This window comes from Paracoccus sp. TRP (assembly GCF_000185925.1).
Classification (GTDB): domain Bacteria; phylum Pseudomonadota; class Alphaproteobacteria; order Rhodobacterales; family Rhodobacteraceae; genus Paracoccus; species Paracoccus kondratievae.
The window spans coordinates 1-21,358 of the sequence record NZ_AEPN01000027.1; the positions used below are offsets into that span (position 1 = coordinate 1).

At 65.8% G+C, this 21,358-nt stretch carries 20 protein-coding genes and 2 pseudogenes; 19 read left to right on the forward strand and 3 right to left on the reverse strand.

Annotated features, from left to right (window positions below; genetic code table 11):
- From PARACOCCUSGL_RS20670 to PARACOCCUSGL_RS0114275, 11 genes are all read left to right on the forward strand, one after another.
- A partial coding sequence (locus tag PARACOCCUSGL_RS20670) for an IS5 family transposase (protein WP_010397848.1) occupies positions 1–849 on the forward strand: 849 nt, incomplete at its 5' end.
- Positions 850–1,067: 218 nt separating this feature from the next.
- Complete coding sequence (locus tag PARACOCCUSGL_RS0114230; RefSeq protein WP_010397850.1) at positions 1,068–1,934, forward strand: branched-chain amino acid ABC transporter permease; 867 nt, start codon at positions 1,068–1,070, stop codon at positions 1,932–1,934.
- Entirely contained in the window at positions 1,931–2,932 is a 1,002-nt protein-coding gene (locus tag PARACOCCUSGL_RS0114235) for a branched-chain amino acid ABC transporter permease (protein WP_010397852.1), read from the forward strand. The genes PARACOCCUSGL_RS0114230 and PARACOCCUSGL_RS0114235 overlap by 4 nt, the downstream gene beginning before the upstream one ends.
- Entirely contained in the window at positions 2,929–3,684 is a 756-nt protein-coding gene (locus PARACOCCUSGL_RS0114240; RefSeq protein ID WP_010397854.1) for an ABC transporter ATP-binding protein, read from the forward strand. Before PARACOCCUSGL_RS0114235 ends, PARACOCCUSGL_RS0114240 begins: the two co-directional genes overlap by 4 nt.
- Positions 3,681–4,388 carry an ABC transporter ATP-binding protein gene (locus tag PARACOCCUSGL_RS0114245; protein WP_010397856.1) on the forward strand — a complete coding sequence of 236 codons (708 nt, stop codon included), beginning with the start codon at positions 3,681–3,683 and terminating at the stop codon, positions 4,386–4,388. Before PARACOCCUSGL_RS0114240 ends, PARACOCCUSGL_RS0114245 begins: the two co-directional genes overlap by 4 nt.
- 87 nt (positions 4,389–4,475) lie before the next feature.
- Positions 4,476–6,587, forward strand: a complete 2,112-nt coding sequence (locus PARACOCCUSGL_RS0114250; RefSeq protein WP_010397858.1) for an acetate--CoA ligase family protein — start codon at positions 4,476–4,478, stop codon at positions 6,585–6,587.
- Between the two features lie 2 nt (positions 6,588–6,589).
- A complete protein-coding gene (locus PARACOCCUSGL_RS0114255; protein WP_010397861.1) occupies positions 6,590–7,348 on the forward strand; it encodes a GntR family transcriptional regulator in 759 nt (252 codons plus the stop codon).
- A 124-nt stretch (positions 7,349–7,472) separates the two neighbouring features.
- On the forward strand, positions 7,473–8,651 hold the full coding sequence (locus PARACOCCUSGL_RS0114260) for an ABC transporter substrate-binding protein (RefSeq protein ID WP_237701521.1): 1,179 nt from the start codon (positions 7,473–7,475) through the stop codon (positions 8,649–8,651).
- 38 nt (positions 8,652–8,689) lie between these two features.
- Positions 8,690–9,889: a nitrate/nitrite transporter gene (locus PARACOCCUSGL_RS0114265; protein WP_010397865.1), complete on the forward strand. Its 1,200-nt coding sequence runs from the start codon at positions 8,690–8,692 to the stop codon at positions 9,887–9,889.
- 28 nt (positions 9,890–9,917) lie between these two features.
- Positions 9,918–10,736, forward strand: a complete 819-nt coding sequence (locus PARACOCCUSGL_RS0114270; RefSeq protein ID WP_029372318.1) for an enoyl-CoA hydratase/isomerase family protein — start codon at positions 9,918–9,920, stop codon at positions 10,734–10,736.
- A gap of 22 nt (positions 10,737–10,758) precedes the next feature.
- The gene (locus PARACOCCUSGL_RS0114275; protein ID WP_010397869.1) at positions 10,759–11,742 is read left to right on the forward strand and encodes an MDR family oxidoreductase; all 984 of its coding nucleotides are present in this window, start codon (positions 10,759–10,761) and stop codon (positions 11,740–11,742) included.
- Between the two features lie 194 nt (positions 11,743–11,936).
- Here PARACOCCUSGL_RS0114275 and PARACOCCUSGL_RS0114280 read toward each other — a convergent pair whose 3' ends face one another.
- The 3 genes from PARACOCCUSGL_RS0114280 to PARACOCCUSGL_RS0114295 form a co-directional block, all read right to left on the reverse strand.
- Positions 11,937–12,581 (reverse strand): DsbA family protein, encoded by a 645-nt coding sequence (locus PARACOCCUSGL_RS0114280; protein ID WP_010397872.1) that lies wholly within the window; start codon positions 12,579–12,581, stop codon positions 11,937–11,939.
- Between the two features lie 107 nt (positions 12,582–12,688).
- A protein-coding gene (locus PARACOCCUSGL_RS21540; RefSeq protein WP_138918357.1) for an IS5 family transposase occupies positions 12,689–13,476 on the reverse strand; the annotation gives its coding sequence in 2 pieces (ribosomal slippage) (positions 12,689–13,140 and positions 13,140–13,476; 789 coding nt in all).
- 60 nt (positions 13,477–13,536) lie between these two features.
- Positions 13,537–13,941: a DUF1697 domain-containing protein gene (locus tag PARACOCCUSGL_RS0114295; RefSeq protein ID WP_010397879.1), complete on the reverse strand. Its 405-nt coding sequence runs from the start codon at positions 13,939–13,941 to the stop codon at positions 13,537–13,539.
- 162 nt (positions 13,942–14,103) lie between these two features.
- Between PARACOCCUSGL_RS0114295 and PARACOCCUSGL_RS0114300 the strand changes: the two genes are divergently transcribed.
- From PARACOCCUSGL_RS0114300 to PARACOCCUSGL_RS0114330, 8 genes and pseudogenes are all read left to right on the forward strand, one after another.
- A complete protein-coding gene (locus PARACOCCUSGL_RS0114300; protein ID WP_010397881.1) occupies positions 14,104–15,246 on the forward strand; it encodes an ABC transporter ATP-binding protein in 1,143 nt (380 codons plus the stop codon).
- A 20-nt stretch (positions 15,247–15,266) separates the two neighbouring features.
- The gene (locus PARACOCCUSGL_RS0114305) at positions 15,267–16,205 is read left to right on the forward strand and encodes an ABC transporter substrate-binding protein (RefSeq protein ID WP_237701522.1); all 939 of its coding nucleotides are present in this window, start codon (positions 15,267–15,269) and stop codon (positions 16,203–16,205) included.
- Between the two features lie 5 nt (positions 16,206–16,210).
- The gene (locus PARACOCCUSGL_RS0114310) at positions 16,211–17,932 is read left to right on the forward strand and encodes an iron ABC transporter permease (RefSeq protein ID WP_010397885.1); all 1,722 of its coding nucleotides are present in this window, start codon (positions 16,211–16,213) and stop codon (positions 17,930–17,932) included.
- Complete coding sequence (locus PARACOCCUSGL_RS0114315; protein WP_010397887.1) at positions 17,920–19,038, forward strand: MBL fold metallo-hydrolase; 1,119 nt, start codon at positions 17,920–17,922, stop codon at positions 19,036–19,038. Before PARACOCCUSGL_RS0114310 ends, PARACOCCUSGL_RS0114315 begins: the two co-directional genes overlap by 13 nt.
- Positions 18,971–19,555: a dual specificity protein phosphatase gene (locus PARACOCCUSGL_RS0114320; RefSeq protein ID WP_010397890.1), complete on the forward strand. Its 585-nt coding sequence runs from the start codon at positions 18,971–18,973 to the stop codon at positions 19,553–19,555. Before PARACOCCUSGL_RS0114315 ends, PARACOCCUSGL_RS0114320 begins: the two co-directional genes overlap by 68 nt.
- Before the next feature lie 39 nt (positions 19,556–19,594).
- Complete coding sequence (locus PARACOCCUSGL_RS22450; protein WP_254901066.1) at positions 19,595–19,843, forward strand: plasmid pRiA4b ORF-3 family protein; 249 nt, start codon at positions 19,595–19,597, stop codon at positions 19,841–19,843.
- Positions 19,844–19,911: 68 nt separating this feature from the next.
- Positions 19,912–20,897, forward strand: a pseudogene (locus PARACOCCUSGL_RS20675) (serine hydrolase domain-containing protein).
- A 174-nt stretch (positions 20,898–21,071) separates the two neighbouring features.
- A pseudogene (locus tag PARACOCCUSGL_RS0114330) lies at positions 21,072–21,212 on the forward strand (VirB8/TrbF family protein); the annotation flags it as partial.
- Positions 21,213–21,358: the final 146 nt, after the last annotated feature.

Genomic DNA, 21,358 nt, shown 5'->3' on the forward strand with positions numbered 1-21,358 from the left:
ATCTGGTTCGATCCCGAGATGAGCTGGGAGGCCGCACCAACTGGCAGGCGTGGCCGCCAGCAGAGCTACAGCGACGCCGCCATACAGACGTGCCTCTCGATGAAGGTGCTGTTCGGCATGGCGCTCCGGCAGACGACCGGGTTCGTCGAGAGCTTGTTGCAGCTGGTTGGTCTCGACTGGACGGTGCCCGACTTCAGCACGCTATCTCGCCGCCAGAAGACCTTGGCCGTAAACATCCCCTACCGCGGCTCCAAGGGGCCACTGCACCTGCTGATCGATAGCACCGGCATCAAGGTCGAGGGGGAAGGCGAGTGGCATGCCCGCAAGCATGGCGGTCCCAAACGGCGCGTCTGGCGCAAGATCCATCTCGGAATCGATGAGGAAACACTGGAGGTCCGCGCTGTCGAGATCACCGGGAGCCACATCGGTGATGCCCCTGTGCTACCCGACCTGCTCGGTCAGATCCCGGCGGACGAGCGGATCGGCAGCGTCACCGCCGACGGTGCCTACGACACACGTAAATGCCACGACGCCATTGCCGACCGCGGCGCCCATGCCGTCATCCCGCCCCGCAAGAACGCGAAGCCCTGGAAGACGATCACCGCTGGAGCCGTGGCGCGAAACGAGGCCCTGCGCGCGGCGAAATACCTGGGCCGCGCGCTCTGGCGACGATGGAGCGGATACCACCGCCGAAGCCGCGTCGAGACAAAGATGTATTGTGTGAAGTTGCTGGGGCAGCGGCTCATGGCGCGGGACTTCGACCGTCAGGTCGCTGAACTCCAGGTCCGAATCGCCGTCCTGAACGGATACACCGCGCTCGGCATACCCGTCACGGAAGCTGTGGGATAAGTCCGTCCGGGGAAGGGGGAACCTCGGCCATCACCCGATTTGTGCAACAGAGTCGAAATCGGACAACTTCAGACCCTCCAGAAGCACGTTTTTGCTAACACCTCCAGAGAGCTCTAACGATGGCGTCCATTACTAATGTCAACGTTAAGATTGTTGACATTAAGACAAAGAATCCGCACCCTTCGAATCAGCGGAGCATTCGGAGGGAGGAGCCGAAAATGCTTGCACTATCGTTGGTCCTGAACGGTATCGTTCTGGGCTCGGTACTGCTCTTGTTCAGCCTTGGGCTGACCTTGATCTACGGTGTTGGCCGTATCGTAAATTTTGCTCATGGCGCTTTGTTCAGCGCCGGAGCCATGGCCGGCGTCTGGCTGGTCGCATCTGGCGTTCCGTTCGGCCTCGCGCTGGTCGTCGCGCCGGTGGGGGTGGGACTGATCGGCGTGCTGATCGACTGGGCGATCCTTGCCCGGATCCGCGATCGTCCGATGGTGGACAGCCTGCTGCTGACCTTCGGCCTGGCGCTGCTCATCACCGGGATTCTCTATGAACTTGGCGGTCGCAATGTCCAGATCATGCCCATCCCCCAGGTCTTGGGCGGCGTGATCTCGATGGGTGGCATCAGCCTGCCGGCCTACCGCATCTTCGTCTCGATCTTGGCGGTGGCACTGACGGTTGCGCTGATCCTGTTCCTGAAGAACTCGAAATGGGGCTTGCGCGTGCGCGCCGCCAACGACGACCCCGAAATGGGCGCATGTATCGGCATCGACCGCGAGCGGCTGATGCACTCGGTCGTGGGGGTCAGCGCAGCACTGGCCGCTGCGTCCGGAGTCGCGGCCGCGCCGATCTTCACCGCCCATGCGGTGGTCGGCGACAAGATCCTGATCCTGGCCTTCATGACGGTCATTCTCGGTGGTCTCGGCAGCTTGCGTGGGGCGGTGGTCGCCGCCTACGTCGTCGGCCTGATCCTTGTCTTCGGCGAGGGCTATTTCGGCGGCCAGTTGGCGCTGATGCTGCTGTTCATCATGGTCATGGCGATGCTGATCAACTGGCCGCGCGGATTTTTCGGCGAAGGGAGAACGGAATGACCGGAGCAACCCTATCAGAGCGCCGCACGCGCAGCCGGGGCGGGCTGATCGGCTTGGCCATCGTCGCGCTGGCCGGCATCGTCCTGCCTTTTGCGAGTGCGGGCCAGCCGTTTCTGCTGATGCTGACATCGCATGCCCTGATCGCGGCAATCCTCGCGCTCAGCCTAGACATGCTGACCGGCAATACCGGATTGCTGTCTTTCGGACATGCCGCCTGGTTCGGCTTCGGCTCATACGTCGCGGGGCTGCTGTCGAAAAGCGCCAGTTCCGACATTGTCGTGCTGAGCCTGCTGACGCTGGCAGCCACGGTCCTGGTTGCCGGGGTCATCGGGGCGGTTCTGGTGCGCCAGATCGGCAAGACCTTCGCCATCCTGACCCTTGCGCTCAGCCAGATCATGTTTGCCATCGTCTTCGTCTTCTCCGACATCACCGGGGGCGAGGACGGGCTGCAGGGCATTCCCATGGCCACGTTCCTCGGGATGCAGATCGTCAGCCCGACCACCTGGTATGCAATTCTGCTGGTTGCGCTGCTGCTAGCGCTGGCGGGGGCGTTGCATCTGCGCCGCTCGCCGCTCGGCCGGGCCTGGCTGGCCATCCGTGAGAACGGTGAGCGGGCACGCTTCATCGGCATGAACGTCAACAAGCTGAAGCTGATGTCCTATGTTATCTCGGCCGGGCTCGCCTCTCTTGCCGGTGTTTTGTTCGTGCTGTTCAACGGTGCTACCTCGCCCGATCTGCTGCACTGGCTCGAGTCGGGCAAGGTGCTGATGTATGTCGTCCTCGGCGGCGTCGGCACCATCTTCGGCCCGGTGATCGGTGCGGTGGTCTTCACGCTGGCCGAACATTACGTCAGCACCTTTACCGATGCCTGGCTGATCTATTTCGGCGCGCTTTTTGTGCTGATCGTCATCGTCGCGCCGGGCGGGCTGTTCGGTGGCGCGGCGCGGATCGCCGAACGCCTGTCGGCCCGTAAGTCGGGACGGAGGACCGCGCAATGATCATCCTGGAAGTCAGTGAACTGACCAAGCATTTCGGTGGGTTGAAGGCGGTGAACGGGGTGAACCTGCGGGTGCAGCGGGGATCGATCCACTCGATCATCGGGCCGAATGGCGCGGGCAAGACCACGTTGTTCAACCTCATCACCGGCTCGATCCGTCCCATGTCCGGCACCGTCCTGTTCGAAGGGCAGGACATCACCGGCTGGCCGCCCGAGCGGCTGGCGCGCGGCGGGGTTGCCCGCACGTTCCAGCGCACCAGCATCTTCATGGACCTGCCGGTGCTGGAGAACGTCATGCTGGCGATCCGGTCGCGCGAAGGGCGCTCTGCCGCGCTATGGCAGTCGCACCAGCACGAGGACGAGGACGCCGACGAGGCGCGGGGTATCCTTGCCAGCGTCGGGCTGCGCGGGCGCGAGGATGCGAAGGCCGGAATGCTGGCGCATGGCTATCAGCGCGCGCTGGACATCGCCATCGGCCTTGCGCTGAAGCCGCGGCTGATCCTGATGGACGAACCACTGGCCGGCATGTCGCGCGGCGACCGCGAGACCATCGCCTCGCTGATCACCCTGCTGCGCGATACCATGGGCCTGACCATCATCGTGGTCGAGCATGACGTGGGCATGATCATGCGGCTGTCCGACCGGATCACCGTCATGCAGCACGGCACCGTCATCGCCGATGCCCCGCCCGAGGAAATCCGCGGCAACGAGGCCGTCCGTCAAGCCTATCTGCATGGGAGTTTCGCGGAATGAACGCCGTGCTTCGCTACGACAACCTGTCGGCTTTCTATGGCGTCAGCCAGATCCTGCACGGGCTCAGCTTCGACGTGCCGGCCGCTTCGGTGACCTGCCTTCTGGGCCTGAACGGCATGGGCAAGACCACGACGCTGCGCGCCACCATGGGGCTGGTTGACCGGACCGAGGGCCGGATCACCCTGAACGGCCGGGAAGTGACCGGCCCGACCTTTCGCCGCGCCCAGATGGGGGTGACGCTGGTGCCCGAGGATCGCAAGGTCTTTGCCAATCTGACGGTCGAGGAAAACCTGGAAGTCGCGCGCCGGCCGACCGGATCGGGGCAGGACTTCACCATTGCCGAGGCGGTCGAGATCTTTCCCCGCCTGGGCGAGCGGATGGGCCAGAAGGCCGGCACGATGAGCGGCGGCGAGCAGCAGATGCTGGTCGTGGCCCGCGCCATGCTGGCCAACCCGGCCTACATGATGCTGGACGAGCCGACCGAGGGCCTGTCGCCCAGCTATGTCGGCGCCATCGCCCAATCCATCGAAGAGGCGCGCAAGCGCGGCATCGGGGTCATCCTGGTCGAACAGAGCATCCCTCTGGCGCTTTCGGTCGGGGATGCCTTCCACATTGTCGAGAACGGCCAGATCAGCCGCAGCTACACGCGCGATGAGGCGCTGGCGGATCGGGAAGGGCTGGAGCGGATGCTGACGGTCGAGTGATCCGCACGGGCAAATATAAACGGGTTGAAACGGCGGCTGCCGCCATCGGGCACGGCTGCGCTTCACGGAACAATATTCAGGAACGAGATGAAAACCGAAATCGAATCCAAGGAACTTCTGGCGCGCTACGGGATCGAGACCACGCTGCCGGAACTGGCGGCCTCGCCGGAGGAGGCGCATGCCATCGTCGCGCGGATCGGCGCGCCCTGCGCGCTGAAGGTCGTCTCGGCCGATATCGTCCACAAGGTCGATGCTGGCGGTGTCCGCCTGTCGGTCACGGCGGAAGGGGCGGCGGATGCCTGGCGGTCGATCATGGACGCCTGCAGGGCCTCGTACCCTTCGGCGCGCATCGACGGCGTGCTGGTCGAGGAAATGGTGTCGGCGGGGCTTGAAGTCTTCATCGGCGGGCGGATCGATCCGGATTACGGGCCGGTAGTGCTGTTCGGCGCCGGCGGCAGCGGGGTAGAGCAACGCGGTAAGCCTGTTGCCGCGCTGGCGCCGCTGACGGAGACGGAGGCCCGGTCGATGATCGATGCGGCCTTCCCGGCCCCCTTCGCGGCCGAGGATGCGGTCGGCCGTGTCGCGCTAGTCCGCTGCCTGATGGCGGTGGGCGGGCCGGAGGGCATGCTACTGAACGAGGACATCGCCGAGCTTGACATCAACCCGATCATCCTTTCCGGCGCCCGCGCGGTCGCGGTCGATGCGGTGGCGGGCGGCGAACGCCCTGCCGCCACTCCGCGCGGCGCGGCCGAGACCGCCGCCGCGCTTGACGCCCGCCGTGCCAAGCTGTCCGGGATGGGGGCGCTGTTCAATCCCAAGGCCATCGCTTTCGTTGGCGCCTCGACCTCGCCCGACAAGTTGGGCCATCACATGATCCGCAACCTGGTCGATTTCGGCTTCACCGGCCCGATCTATCCGATCCACCCCAGCGCCGACGAGATCTGCGGCCTCAAGGCCTATCCGACGATCACCGATGCGCCGGACGGGATCGACCGCGCGCTGGTCGCCGTCGCCAGCCATCGCGTGCCCGACGTGCTGGCCGAATGCCGCGCCAAGGGGGTCAAGCTGGCGCAGGTGCTGACGGCGGGCTTCGCCGAGTTTTCCAGCGACAGCGCCGACCTGGAATGCCGGATGCTGGAACAGGTCGCGGACGGGGCGATGCGCATGGTCGGGCCGAACTGCATCGGCACCTTTTCGGCCAGCTCGCGCATGGCGATCGGGGCGGCGCGCTACAACCCGACCGAGGGCGGCGGCATCACTTTCTTCTCGCAAAGCGGCACCTTTGCCGGCGACGTGGTGCGCAGGGCGCAGGTCTGGGGTCTGCCGCTTGGGCGGGCCTTGTCCTGCGGCAACTGCTCGGACGTGGACATGGTCGATCTGCTGCTGCAGGCCGCGCAGGATCCCGAGACGAAGATCATCGCCTTCTACATGGAATCCCTGCGTGATCCGGGGCTGTTCTTCCGCGCGGCGGCGGCGCTGGAGAAGCCGGTGGTAATCCTGCGCGGGGCCCAGACCGAGCAGGGTCAGGTCGCGGCCTCCAGCCACACGGCGGCGATGGCGACCGACAGCCTGTTGTGGGCCGCGGCGCTGGCGCAGTCCGGGGTCATCCAGGTCTCGAATGTGGACGACCTGATGGACACGCTGCTGGCGCTGACCGCGCATGGGCGGGGACCGGGCGCGCGGCTGGCGATCTTCGGCTCGGGCGGCGGGGTCAGCGTCACCGCCTCGGATGCGGCGGCGCGGGCGGGGCTGGTGGTGCCTGCGCTCGACCCGGCCACCGAGGAAGGGCTGAGGCGCTTCGGTATTCCCGGCACCAGCGTCGCCAATCCCATCGACATCCCGGTCTGGGGCCTGCGCGACGGCGAGCGCTACATCTTTGAGGAAATCATCAACCTGCTGAAGGTGTCGCCGGTCATCGACCGGGTGGTGGTCTTCGTGGAGATGGGCTGGGTGCTCGATTTCATGGACAGCGACGAGGCCGGTCTGGTCGCCCTGGAACGGATCTGCGATTCCATTGCCCGTGCGCGTCCTGACGGCGCGGCGATGTCGCTGGCATTGCGCAGTTCGGGCGACAAGTACCAGGACGATTTCGTCCGCGACCAGCGCGTGAAGTTCCTGAAACAAGGAATTTCGGTGTATCAATCGACATCACGGGCCGTTCGTGCTCAGGCAAGACTGGTTCACGGCAAAGGGATGTAGAATTGACCAATCGCGCTTCCAGCAATCCACAAACCCCGACATTCGGCACTCATGTCGATCTGGCCAGGACATTCCGGACCGATCCGGCCGAGGGTATGCAAACCCTGCCCGAGCAACTCAGCGCCCGGATCATGGCATTGATCATCAACGGCGAGTTCGAGCCGGGTCAGAGATTGCAGGAAAGCGCATTGGCCGAACGGTTCGAGGTCAGTCGCGGTCCGATCAGGGAAGCGCTACGGATTCTGGAGCGTGAGGGGCTGGTGACCATGGCCTCGCGCCGCGGCGCCAGCGTCACCCGGCTGACCGCCGCGCGGTTGCGTGACATCTTCAATGTGCGCGCGGCATTGATGGGCATATGCGCCGAGGAACTTGCCGAACGTCGGGACCCCGAGGTTCAGTCGATTGTGGACGAAGGAACCAGAAGCCTTCTGGCGGCCAACAAGGCTGGTGATGAGGAGGAGTTCATCGCCATCGTCTATCAACTCAGCATGTATGTCGCCGAGGCGGCCGGAAACGAGATCGCGCGCTCGATCCTGTTCTCGCTGGGCCGGCAGACCCTACCGCTGACGCGACGCCTGTTCCAGGACGAGGCCGAACGCCTGACCTGGGCCGGCAACTGGCAGGCGATCAGCGAGGCGATCCGCGCGGGCGATCCCGTCCGGGCGCGTCAGGCCGTGCGAAAGCTGATGGCCGATATCACCGTAGGCGATCTGGCCATACACGAGCGGCTCGAAAAGGAGCGACGTTCGGCCGGAGCATAATCAACGGGTTCACAACGCGGGAACGAACCCGGTCGTCGGCGCCTCGGGGAGGGGGCGCCGGGAGGTATCTTATGCCCGCATTGCGAGAGTGGAGGAGAAAATGGGAAAGTTTCGGTTCAGCGGGATGGCGGTGTGTGCTCTTGCGGCTTGCGCGGTGCTGTCGGGCGGCCCGGCGACGGCCGAGGTCGCCATCGGGGTCTTCGTGCCCACCACCGGGGTGTTGGCGCCCCTCGGCAATGACATGCGCAATGGCTTCCTGCTGGCTGCGAAGGGTGCCACCGTCAAGGGCGAGCCGGTCAGGCTGATCGTCGAGGACACCGGCGGCAATCCCGCGAATGGGCTGCGCAAGGCGCAAAAGCTGGTGCTGGAGGACAAGGTCTCGCTGCTGTTGGGCGGAGCAAGCAGCGCGGTCACGCTGGGCATCAACGCCCAGGCGCCACGCCTCAACGTGCCGATCATCACCACCAACGCTCAGGCGGTACCGATCACTGGCGAACAGTGCAGCCGCTTCATGTTCCGCACCGTGCCCCATGACGGCAATACGGCCAAGGCCAGCGCGGCGATGTTCGCCGAGCGGCCCGACATGATCGGACGGAAATGGTTCGTGGTCTATCACGACTATGCCTACGGCCTGTCGAATAAGGCCGAATTCGCGCATATCCCCGGCATCCAGATCGCCGGCGAGGCCGGCCGCCCCGTCGGCACGGCGGATTGGTCCAGCGCCATTGCGCAGATCCAGTCCAGTGATGCGGACGGTATCTATCTGGCGCTCGCCGTGGGGGACGACCTGACCGCCTTCGTCAATCAGGCGCGCGGCTACGGGCTGGACTTTCCGATCATGACCCCGGCCGGCATTCCCGACACGATGCTGCAGGCGCTTGGCAAGAACGGCGTCGGCATGATCGCGAACGGGCTGACCGCTTCCTGGATGCAGGAGGACGAGAACCCGCAGATCGCGGAACTGGTCAAGGCCTATCACGACGAATACGGCATCGTGCCGGGCTATCAGGCGATTCAGGCCTATGCGGGGATGCAATTCGTTCTCGCCGCGCTGGAGGCGGCGGACGAGATCTCGACCGATGCGATCATCAAGGCGCTCGAAGACACGGTGGCGGAAACCGTCGTGGGACCGATCGACATCCGTGCCGAGGATCATCAAGGCATGCAGGGCACCTTCGTTGCTGAGGCGGTGGCGGTGGATCCGCCCCGGCATGGCGCCTCCATCGGCTGGAAGCCCGTGACCCCGATGACTTGGGACCAGATCAACCTTCTGCCCGAGGAAACCGGGTGCAAGGGCTTCTGATCCCTTTGCCTGCCACGCTTTGACAGGGAAGAGCTGCCATGACCGATAAAGCCCGCTCCATCGGATTGATCCTGTTCTGTCAGGTCGCGGCAATGACGCTGTGGTTCTCGGCCACGGCGGCAGCGGTGGCGCTGGTGGCGGATGGCACACTCTCGGGCCAGCAGGCGGGCCTGTTGACCGGCGCGGTGCAGCTTGGCTTCGTCGCCGGGACCCTGCTCAGTGCGCTGACCGGTATGGCCGATCGTTTTGACCCGAGGCGGCTCTTCGCTGCCTCGGCCTTGTGCGGGGCCTTGGCCAACCTGCTGCTTCTGGTCACCGGCTTCGACAATGCGGCGACGGTGATGCTGCGCTTCCTGACCGGCATGACGCTGGCCGGGGTCTATCCAGTCGGCATGAAGATGGCGGCGGGCTGGTCGCAGAAGGGTATGGGGTTGATGATCGGCGTGCTGGTGGGCGCGCTGACGCTGGGCTCGTCGCTGCCGCATCTGTTCAATGCGATGGTCGGGCTGGACTGGCGCACGACGATCCTCGTCTCCAGCCTCTGCGCGACCTCAGCGGCCGGGGCGATCCTGTTCTCCGACCTCGGGCCATACCTGCGCCGCGCCGCCCGCTTCCGCTTTTCCGAGGCGCGGCGGGCGCTTCTGCAGAAGCCCGTGCTGCTGGCGAATGCCGGCTACCTCGGCCACATGTGGGAGCTTTATGCCATGTGGGCGTGGATCGGCGTTTTCCTCGAATGGGCGCTGACGAGGGCGGGAAGCCCGCTGGCGGCGCAATCCGGGCTCGTCACCTTCGCGGTGATCGCCACCGGCGCGCTCGGCTGCGTCGTCGCGGGCGTGCTGGCCGACCGTTTCGGCCGCACCACCGTCACCATGGCGGCCATGGCGGTCAGCGGAACCTGCGCGCTGCTGATCGGCCTGACGCCGGCTCTGGGGGCGGGCGTCGTGATCGCGGTCGCCTTGATCTGGGGCATCAGCGTGATTGCGGATTCGGCACAGTTCTCGGCGAGTGTCGCTGAATTGTCCGAGCCCGAACTGGTCGGCACCATGCTGACGCTGCAGACCAGCATGGGTTTCCTGCTGACCTTCATCATCATCCAGTCGATGCCGCTGATCGTCGCGGCCTGCGGCTGGGCCTTTGCCTTTGCTGCGCTGGCCATCGGGCCCTGGCTGGGTGTGCTGGCCATGGGGCGGCTGCGCCGGCTGCCCGAGGCCCTGCGGCTGGCCAATGGCCGGCGCTGAAACCGAAACCTCAACGACGGAGTCTCAGATGGAATGGGAAACACTTCTTTACGACCAGCCCGAGCCGGGCATCGGCGTCGTCACTTTCAACCGGCCCACACGCGCGAACGCCATGAACCAGCATATGCTGGCCGAACTGGACCAGCTTTGCCGCCATATCTCTGCCGATGCCGGTATTCGTGCCGTCATCGTGACGGGTGCGGGAAAGGCGTTTTCGTCGGGCTTTGACCTCAAGGCGCAGGCGGAGGCGACGCCGCAGGGCGTCGGTGAATGGGAGCCGGTGCTGGAGGCCGATTTCAGGGGCATCATGTCCTTCTGGAACCTGTCCGTCCCGACCATCGCGGCGGTCAACGGGGCGGCCCTTGCCGGAGGGTTCGAACTGATGATGGGCTGCGACCTCGCCCTGTCGGTCGAAAGCGCGGTCTTCGGCGAGCCGGAGCTGAAATTCGGCGCCGGCATCGTCGCCATGCTGCTGCCATGGCATGTGCCGCCCAAGATCGCCAAGGGTGTCATCTTCACCGGCGAGGATTCGATTTCGGCGCAACAGGCGCTGGATTGGGGGCTGATCAACCGCATCGTGCCGGACGGGAATCTTATGGACGAATCCCTTGCGCTGGCCCGGCGGATCTCGCGGCTGGACGCGATGGCGATGCGGCGCACCAAGCAGGCGATGCACCGCAGCTATGAGCTGATGGGGATGCAGGCGGCGCTGCGGGCCTCGCTGGATATCGATATCCTGCTGGAAGGCGAGGGGACGGATCTCAAGCGAGGTTTCCTCAAGGTGCTGCGCGACCAGGGGCTGGGCAAGGCTCTGGCCTGGCGCGAGGCGCGCTTTGCCGGCGCATGACATCAAGGAAGGAGTAGAAACCATGTTCGACGCAATCCTGATCGACAAGGACGAGAGCGGATATTCCGCCAGGCTGGCGCAGTTAGACGACGATGCGCTGCCCGAGGGCGACCTGACGGTCGCGGTCGAATGGTCCACGATGAACTACAAGGACGCGCTGGCGCTGACCGGGAAAAGCCCGGTCGTCCGCCGCTTTCCCATGGTTCCCGGCATCGATTTCGCCGGCACGGTCGTCCAGTCCGGCAGCGATGCCTTCCGGCCGGGCGACAAGGTGGTCCATACCGGCTTCGGCATGGGCGAGACGCGATGGGGCGGCTATGCCGAACGGATGCGCGTGGCCTCCGAACGCACGCTGAAGCTGCCCGAGGGTCTGGACACAAGGCAAGCGATGGCCATCGGCACGGCCGGGTTTACCGCAATGCTATGCGTGCTCGCTCTTGAACGGCATGGCGTGAAGCCCGGCGACGGCGATGTTCTGGTGACCGGGGCAACGGGCGGCGTCGGCAGCTTTGCCGTGAAGCTGCTCGCCGGCCGGGGCTACCGCGTCGTCGCGGCGACCGGCAAGGCCAGCGAGGCCGACTATCTGACCGGCCTCGGCGCAGCCGAGATCCTGGATCGGGCCGAGCTTTCGGCACCCGGCAAGCCTCTGGGCCGCGAACGCTGGCTTGGCGCGGTCGATGCCGTGGGTGGCGTGACGCTGGCCAATGTATGCGCGGGCACGAAATATGGCGGCACCGTTGCAGCCTGCGGCCTGGCCGAGAGCATGGAGTTTCCCGCCACCGTCGCCCCCTTCATCCTGCGCGGCGTGACGCTGGCCGGCATCGACAGCGTGTTCTGCCCGATGGAGCTGCGCGCCCAGGCCTGGGAGGCGCTGGCGAAGGAAGTCGATGCCGGCACATTGGATCAGGTCGCGACCGAGATAGGTCTTGCGGATGTGATCGGTCGGGCATCGGAACTGCTGGAGGGAAAGGTTCGGGGTAGGCTGCTCGTCAACGTAAAACGTTGAACAACAGCGTCACCGGCATCGTTTGCCGATGACGCTGTAGGAGACCAGGGATTGCGCCGTCGGCGAGGCGGGCGCGGGCTGATCAACGATCGGCACGGCGGCATCGAGTCGACGAGGTGCGCCGCGATCAGTAAGATCGCTGGACTTGCCAAACCGTGCCGGCTGGCTCGATCCGCTCGGGGCCGATCAATAAGTCACGAGCGGTTGCGGCGCACCTTTGCAATCATTGCGCGAAGCTCGTTTAGTGATTGCCGGCCGAACGCGCCGAAGTCCCCGGCGATGAAGGTCGGCGTCCCGGACAGCCCCATCTTTTCGGCCAGGATCCACGAATGCTCGATCTGGCGGGCGATCACGACATCATCCATATCCCTGCGCAGGCGGTCCATGTCCAGCCCGACCGCCTCTGCGACACGAAGGGCGCTCCTGTCATCCGCCTCGCCCTCGATGTTCATCAGGCCGGCGTGGAACTGCCAGAACCTCTCCTGCCGCAACGAGGCCAGCGACATGCGGGCGCAGTAAAGCGAAGCCGCACCGAATACCGGCCATTCCCTCAGCAGCACCCGCAGATTCGGGTCTTCCGAGATCAATTGGTGGATGTCGGCAACCGAAGCGCGGCAGTAGGGGCAATTATAGTCGAAAAACTCGGTCAGCGTGACATCTCCCGAGGGGTTGCCAAGGACCGCGCCGAGCTGTTCGTGCTCCAGGGCCTGGCGCAGCTCCGGGGGCATCGGATTGTCCTGCGCCCGCGCGGATATTCCGCTGGCCGCCAAGGCGCTGGCTGCGATGCCGGTCCGCAGGAAACGCCGGCGGTCGGGGTGATGTCTTTTGTCCTGTGGCATGAACCTGTCCTTTTCCGGATCTGCCGCGGATCGATATGAGCAATGGCTTAACCCAACCTTAAGAGGCTGCCCCGTCTGCGCCCGCGCGCTCTTAAGCTGTGTTTAGGTCATGTTGACAAATGACGCAGCCAGAGGCGGATGGACGTGATGTCGATGAAACCCAGGAAGCTTTCGGCGGTCTTGTCGTAGCGGGTGGCGACGCGGCGGGCGTTTTTCAGCCTGTTGAAGCAGCGTTCGACGAGGTTGCGCAACCGGTAGAGGGTGCGATCCACCGCCACCCGCAGCTTGCGGGTTTTCCGCATGGGGATCACCGGCAGCACGTCGCGCGCCTCCATGGTCTTGCGAACATTGTCAGAATCGTAGCCACGATCGGCCAGCAGGACGGAGGGCTCGGGCAGGTTGTCGGCCATCACCAGATCGAAGCCGAGATAGTCCGATGTCTGGCCGGGCGTGATCTCCGTCCTCATCGGCAGGCCGGCACTGTTGACGCGGAGGTGGATCTTGGTCGTGAAGCCACCCCTCGAACGGCCGAAACCCTGGCGCGGAGTCCCCCTTTTGCGCCCGCTGCCTGATGATGGGCGCGGATCACGGTGCTGTCGATCATCTGCAGGGCGTCGGGGACCGCCCCGCTCTCGTTCAACGCCTCCATGATCTGCTCCCACAGCCCGGCCAGCGTCCAGCGTCGGAACTGGCGGTAGACAGAGGACCACTTGCCGAACTCCTCGGGCAAGTCACGCCAAGGCGCGCCGGTGCGGGCGATCCAGAAAATACCATCCAGAACAATACGATGGCTCACTGGCTTGCGTCCGTTCGGGGCGCGGACAGCCCGAATGAAGGGCTCATGGAACGCCCATTCCTCGTCCGACATCAGGTCTCGTGCCAAGCTGGTCTCCATCGCAGATACCAGCTTGAATCATGATCAGCGCGCCCCGGGAATCCCTTTTGTCAACACGGCCTAAGCCACATAGATTTCCCGCTTGCCCAGCCGAACCTCTTCGTCCTTCCGGTGCTTCATCGTTTCGAGCGTGCCGGCGGGTGGCGGGCTGTCCAGAAATATGGCGACAGTCCCGCTGGGCGGGGCGTCAGGAAACGGGTTCGCCTTGAGAACGTCCGCCATCTCTTTCGCGGTGCGCAGGATGACGCCGACCGGCTTGCCGGCATGGTCTTCCAGACGTTTCTCAAGCGCCCGCTTGACCTCCAACGCGGGCCGGTCGGACGAGAATACGACATTGCCGCTGGCGATATAGGTGCGGACCTTGCCGAAACCCTCGGCGGCGCACATCGCCTTCAACTCCGTCATCGGCAGCTTGCCTGTTCCGCCGACATTCACGGCGCGCAGCAGTGCAACGTATGAGACCATCCGATCTTCTCCCCAGCGTCGGCAAGGCAGTGGCTGGCTGAATGCGCCAGCATCGTGCATCCGAACCGCAAGGTTCATCAAGATTTTACAGAACGGCCACGCTCATGTCATGCCGCCGCTGCATCAGTCGCGCCGGAAATGACAGGAAAGGGACAGCGCGGCATGACGGGTTTGCGGCTGTCGAACATCGGCAAGAGCTATGGCGAGACCAGGGTTCTGTCGGGTATCGACCTCGACATCGCGGTGGGCGAATTCGTGGCCGTGCTTGGCCCCTCGGGCTGCGGCAAGAGCACGCTGCTGCGGCTGGTTGCAGGCTTTGACCGTCCCGATGAAGGCACGATCACCCTGGGCGACCGGCAGGTGGCGGGTGGAAATGTCATGGTGCCGCCCGAAGGGCGCGGCATCGGCATCGTGTTCCAGAACTACGCGCTGTGGCCGCATATGTCGGTGGCGGAAAATGTCGGCTATGCGCTGAAGGTGGCGCGCCTGCCCCGGGCCGAACGCGAGGCCAGGGTGGCCCGGGCGCTGGACACCGTCAACCTGGCGCCCTTTGCCGGCCGTCGCCCGGCGGATCTGTCGGGCGGGCAACGCCAGCGGGTCGCGCTGGCGCGCTGCCTGGCCGCCGGTTCGGATCTGGTGCTGCTAGATGAGCCGCTGGCCAACCTGGATGTGCATCTGCGCGCCACGATGGAAGACGAGTTCCACCGCTTCCACCGCGAAAGCGGGGCGACGCTGGTCTATATCACCCATGACCAATCCGAGGCGATGGCCCTGGCCGACCGCATCGCGGTGATGGACAAGGGCCGCCTGCTGCAATGCGCCAGCCCCCGGCAACTGTATCGCGAACCTGCCGACGCCACGGTGGCCGGTTTCATCGGGGGCGGGCTGGTGCTGCCGGTCGAGGGCCTGCGCCCCATGGGGAACGGGCTTGCCATGGCCGATCTTCTGGGAACGCGCGTCCGGCTGCGCTGCCATGCCGGGGAAACCGCACGGCCATTGGCCATGGCCTCCACCCATCCCGCCGATATCCAGCCCGTCCATCCGGGCGAGGCCGGCATCCCCGCCCGTGTCACCGCCCGCAGCTATCGCGGCGGCAGCTGGTCCTACGAACTGCGCCCCGAGACGGACCCGTCCCTCCGGCTGCCCATGGTGCTGCCCGACACGGCCACGCCGCCCGAACCGGGCGCACGCCTCGATCTGGCGTTCCGCGACCTCTGGGCCATCCCGCTTCCCGGCGCCCCCGCTCCCGGCGCGGCACCGATCCCTTCCTCCTCGCATCTCACGGAGCAATTCCAATGCGCCTGACTGTCACCACCCTTGCCCTGATGCTGTCCGCGACCGCGGTGTCGGCGCAGACCACGCTGACGCTCTACACTTCGCAATCGCCGGAAATCGCGCAGCAGACCGTCGATGCCTTCATGGCCAGGCATCCCGACATCACCGTGGAATGGATGCGCAACGGCACCTCGCAGCTGATGAACATCCTGACCGCCGAGCAGCAGGCCGGTGGCATCAAGGCCGATGTGCTGCTCGTTGCCGACAGCATCAATCTGGGCACTCTGAAAAGCCAGGGCCTGCTGCTGGCCTGGCCCGAAGCGCCGGTCGAAGGCATCGACCCGCTGATGTACGATGCCGACAAGACCTTCTTCGGCACCAAGATCTCGTCCACCGGCATCGTCTACAACACCAAGATCGCCGCGCCCGTCGCGGGTTGGGCGGACCTGTTCCAGGATGCCAATGCCGGCCAGATCGTCGCCCCGAGCCCGCTTTATTCCGGCGCCGCGCTGGTCCACATGCATTCGCTGCTGCAGGATGCCAGCCAGGGCTGGGACCATTACGAGCGTCTGAATGCGCTTGGCGTGGTGCCCGAGGGTGGCAATGGCCCGGTGCTCAAGGCCGTGGCCGGGGGCCAGGTGAAATATGGCGTCAACATCGATGCCGATGTGCTGCGCGCCAAGAAGGCGGGCTCGCCGGTGGAATTCGTCTATCCGGCCGAAGGCGCCACCTTCTTCACCGAGCCGGTGGCGATCCTCGCCGGCACCGATCAGGTCGAAGCGGCCCAGACTTTCGTCAGCTTCGTGCTGTCGGAAGAGGGCCAGAAACTGGCCGCCGAACAGGGCTACATGCCGGTCGACCCCAAGGTCGCCTCGCCCGAGGGGATGCCGGCGCTGTCCGAGATCAAGCTGATGCCGCTGGACGCCGACCGCGCGGTGGCCGAGGATGCCGAGGCCCGCGCCAGGTTCACCGAAATCTTCGGCGGCTGATCGGGATGACCTCCATCCCGAACAGCGCAGGGGCGCCGCGCGCGCCCCTTTTCCGGCTTTCCTCGGAAAGCATTGTGCTGGCCCCGCTGACCGTGCTGATCCTGTCAGTGTCCGTCGCGCCGATGCTGCGGCTGGCGCAGGCGGCGCTGTTCGATGACGGCGGGCTGGCGGTCGAGCGGCTGGCAAAGCTGTTCTCGCGCCCGCAGACCGGGGCCGCGATCTGGAACACCGTCCAGATCTCGCTGGCCTCGACCCTCGTTTCCGTGCTGGTCGGGACGATCTTCGCGGTCATCATGGTGCAGACCGATCTGCGCGGCAAATCGGCGCTGGTCTTTGCCTTCGTGCTGCCGCTGATGATCCCGCCGCAGGTGACGGCCATGGCCTGGATCCAGGCCTTCTCGCCCTCAAGCCCGGTACTGGGCCTTCTTGGCCTGTCTATGGAGGCGGGCACGCGGCATCCCCTGTATTCCAAGGCCGGGATCATCCTGCTGCTGGGGATCTACAATGCCCCGCTGGTCTATCTGGCGATGCAGGCCAGCCTGCGCCGCATTCCGCTGGACCTGGCCGAGGCGGCGCGGGCAGCCGGCGCCAGGCCGGGCCGGGTGCTGCTGACCGTGATCCTGCCCCTGGCGCGCGGCGGCATGGTGGCGGCGGCCAGCCTTGCCTTCGTCTCGGCCATCGGGAATTTCGGCATTCAGGCCATGCTGGGCATTCCCGCGCGGGTGCCGACGCTGATCACCCAGATCTATCAGCAGATCAACGGGCTGGGGCCAAGCGCCCTGCCGAACATGGCGGCATTGTCCCTGGTGCTGACCGCGCTGACCGTGGCGGGCGTGCTGCTGGCCGCGCGCGATCGCAGCGATACCCGCGTCGATCTGGGCAGCCGGCCCCTGATGCTGCCGCTGGGACGAAGCGGAGCCGTGATCGCAGCGCTGCTCTGGACCTATCTCGTCGTCTCGCTGCTGCTGCCGCTGTCGGCGCTGATGCAGACGTCGCTGGTCACCGCCTACGGCCTGCCGCTGACGGCAGAGACGATGACGCTGAAGAACTACGTCTCGGCGCTGTTCCAGCAAGTGTCACTGCGCGATGCCTTCGTCACCTCGCTGTGGCTGACGCTGGTCACCATGGGCTTTCTGATGCTGGCCTCGGTTTTCCTTGGCTATTTCCTGACGTGGCGGCGCGGGCCCTTGGTGCGGCTGCTGCATTTCGGGTCCGAGGCCGCCTATACCCTGCCCGGCATCACCCTGGGCGTCGCGATGATCCTGCTGTTCCTGCGGCCGTTGCCGGGGATCGGGGTTTCGATCTATGGCACGCCCTGGATCATCCTGGCGGCCTATGTCGCGGGCTTCTTTGCGCTGGCGCTGCGCCCGGTGCTGTCGGGCTATGCCCAGATCGACCGCGCGCTGGAAGAGGCCGCCCGGGTCGCGGGCGCGGGCTTCCTGCGCCGGATGCGCGACGTGATCTGGCCGCTGATCGCCCCGACCGCCATCGCCGCCGCTGTAATCGTCTTCATGACCGCGATCAACGAGATCCAGACCTCGATCCTGCTGATCTCCTCGGGCACCCGCACCATCGGGCCGATGATCATCTTCCTCGAGGAAGGCGGGGCCTCGACCCTTGCCGCCGCCGTTGGGTGCCTGATGATCCTTGGCGTGCTGGCGCTGATGCTGCTGTCGACGGCGCTGTCGCGCTTTCTGCCGAAAGGCGTGTTGCCATGGCAGTTCTGACGGCATTCAGCGGGTTGGGCGGCAAATCCCCGGCGGCCTTCCTGCTGGAGATCGCCGGGCGGCGCATCCTGCTGGACCTGGGCGAGGGGCCGACACCGGGCCAGCGCCCGGATATGGACGGCATCGGACGGGTCGATGCGATCTTCCTGTCCCATGCGCATATCGACCATGTCGGGGCCATCGACCTGTGGCCGCGGCTGGGCTGTCCGCCGGTCTTTGCCAGCCGAGCCACCTTCGACGCCCTGCCACTGCTGGGCCGGCATCTGCCGCCCGAAGCCTGCCGCGCCCTGCCGCTCCAAGGCCCTGCGCAATTGCTGGGCCTGCCTGTCTTGGTCGGGCGCAGCGGACATGCTATGGGCGGCATCTGGCTGCATCTGCCGCAGGAGGGCGGCGCGCTTTACATGGGCGACTGGAGCCGGGAATCCGGGCTTCTGCCCTTCGATCCCCCGCCCCGGGCAGATCTGGTGATCACCGATCTTTCCTATGGCGACCGCGATCAGGCGTTGGCCGAGCAGGGGCCGGCGCTGGCGGACAGCATCGTCCCCGGCACGGTACTGCCGGTCCCTATCCTCGGGCGCGGCGCGGATATGGCGCTGCGACTGTCCGCCCTTGGCCTGTCGCCGGTTGTCTGCCCGCAGGTCCGGGCCGAGCTGCGGGGGGCGTTGCGCGATCTGCGCAGCGTCACCACCCCGTCGGAGGCTCGCGAGGGCGATGTGATCATTGCCGCAGATACCGAGCGACTCGGCGATCTGGTGTCATGCCTGATTGCCGATCCGCGAGGCTGGCGCGTCATCTTCACCGGTCATGTCGCCCCCGGCAGTGCGGCGGCGGGGCTGATCGCCGAGGGTCGCGCCAGCCGGCATCCCTGGAACGTGCATCCCCGTGCCCGCGACCAGATCTGGCTGGCCGAAATCACCGGCGCGAGGCATCTGGTTCCCGCCTTCGGGGCGTTGGACGATGCCCCTGAGCTTGCGCTGGCCCTGGCCCCGATCTGGCGACCGGACCGGATCTGTCCCCCGACAAAAGAAAGCCCAATCCATGCTGATCAAGGAAACCACCCGCGAGCGGGCCGAGAACGACACCACGATCCTTGTCCCGGTCCATGACCTGGTCCTGCCCCAGGGCCGGATCTGCCGCCTTTATGTCGGCAACCTGACCGGCGCCAGCGACGGCGCCGCGCTGCTGGCCGCAGGCATCACCTCCTCGCTGAATGTGTCGTTGAACATCGACGTCGCGCCCCTGCAACTGTCCGACGGCACCCATATGCGCCGCGCCAAGGTGGGCCTGATCGACGGGGCGGGCAATACGCCCGCCCACCTCGCCGCCGCCGTGCTGGCGCTGGAAGGGTTGGTCACGCAGACCAGCCCCGGCAAGCCGAACTATCCCGCCCATCGCGCTGGGCATGTGCTGGTGAATTGCCGGGGCGGGCGGTCGCGATCGGTTATCGTGCTGGCGATATACCTGCATCTGCGCGCGCCCGGGACGTTCCCGACACTCGACAGCGCGGTGTCCCATATCCGCAGGGCGCGCGGCAATTCGGACACCTACCCGCTGCCCCCGATGCTGGATCTGGCGCGTGCGGTTCTGGCCAGCGGCAGCCTGCCCGCCCTGCTGCGCGGTTAGTCTTTCTCGTCTGAGATCATTGCCGGAGTTTAGGGGCGCCTGGTCGCTCCCTCCGACTGGACGCTGGACCGTCTGCATCCGGTCCTGCAGGCGGCGTTCGGCTGGATCGACAGCCATCTGCACGAATTCCGCATCGGCGGGTTGCGCTATGGCGATCCGGCCCTGCTGGACGATGGTTTCGCCGGACCCTGCACATTCGGCTATACTGAGGTCCGGTTGCAGGATTCGTCGGGCGCAACGACAGTTTCAACCATGTCTACGATCTCGGAGATGACTGGCAGCAGTTGATCTGGATCGAGATGGCTGGCGCTCGATCCGCCTGACACCTGCACGGTAAACGCGAGGGACGATTGCCAATGCTGAGCCGACGGGCCTTTTCGACCGCTCTTCTGACCACACTGGCCGCCCCGCTCGTCAGTCGGGCGGCCGCTCAGACCGCAAGCGATATGGGTTCGCTCGCCGGAGAGCTGCCTCAGCTGCATGCGATCATGGTGCAGCGGGGCGAGGATATCGTCCTTGCGGAGGCCTTTCGCGGCCCCGGCCTCGACCGGGTCGCGAATATCAAGTCCTGTTCGAAAAGCATCGTCGCGCTGCTTGCCGGCAGTGCTATCTCGCAAGGAGCGATTGCCGGCGTGGATGCGACGCTGGGTGCGGTCGCGCCCTCGATCATTCCATCGGATGCGACTCCCGGTGCCGCGGACCTGACCATCGAGGATCTGGTCACGTTGCGCGCCGGCCTTGAGGGGACATCGGGCGGCAATTACGGCGCCTGGGTCAATTCCGGCAATTGGGTTGCCTTCGCCCTGCGCCGGCCGATGGTCGCCGCGCCGGGCGGGCGCATGATCTATTCCACCGGCACCACCCATATCCTTGGCGCGGCCCTTGCGGTTGCGACGGGCGACAGCCTGTCGAGCAGGCGCGCGCGGTTCTCGGCCGCCCGCTTGGCATTGAGATCCCCGCCTGGACCCGTGATCCGCAAGGCTTCTATTTCGGTGGCAACGAGATGGCGCTGACGCCGCGCGCCATGCTGCGCATCGCCGTTCTCATGCGTGACGGCGGACGGTTCGAGGGCCGGCAGGTCGTTTCGACCGACTGGATCCGGGCCTCGGTCCGGCCCCGTACCCGTTCACCCTGGTCAGGGCTCGACTACGGCTATGGTTGGTTCCTGAGCGAGAGCGGCTTCATCATCGCCCGCGGCTATGGCGGCCAGATCATCGCCGCGCATCCCGAACGCGATCTGGCTGTCGCCATCACCTCGGACCCGAATGCGCCTGCCCGGTCGGACGGGCATTTCGGGCGTCTGATGGAGCTGCTCGAGGGACCGCTGCTTGCAGCGCCCTGACCGACGGTTGACGAGGGAAGCGCTCGCGGTGAGGCCGTGCGAGGCATCGAGACGGGCTTGATCCGGAGGAGCTGGGGACGCGACCCCGACAATTGTCAGGACTGACGGAAACGTCACTGCGAGTGTTCCGGTGGAAGATTCAATGTGCCTGCGGGTATCCGACTGCTTGTTGTCGGCCCGCTGTCTGCGACGGAACGCTGGACCGCCATCCTGACCGTGATGCTGCAGACGTCCCGCAGCGCCGAGGCCCTGCGCGCCAATCCGCTCGGCATCTACGTCAATGCGATCTCATGGTCGCGGGAGATAAGCCAATGACCGTTGTTCTCTTCGCAGGAATGATCGGCAACCCGGCGAGAAGCTTGCCCGATCCATGCTGGCCGTTGTCCTGCTATCGGTCATCGTGCTGGCGGGCTGTGCCACTAAGAACGCGCCGTAGTTCAGCTATGACGACCATGTGCCGC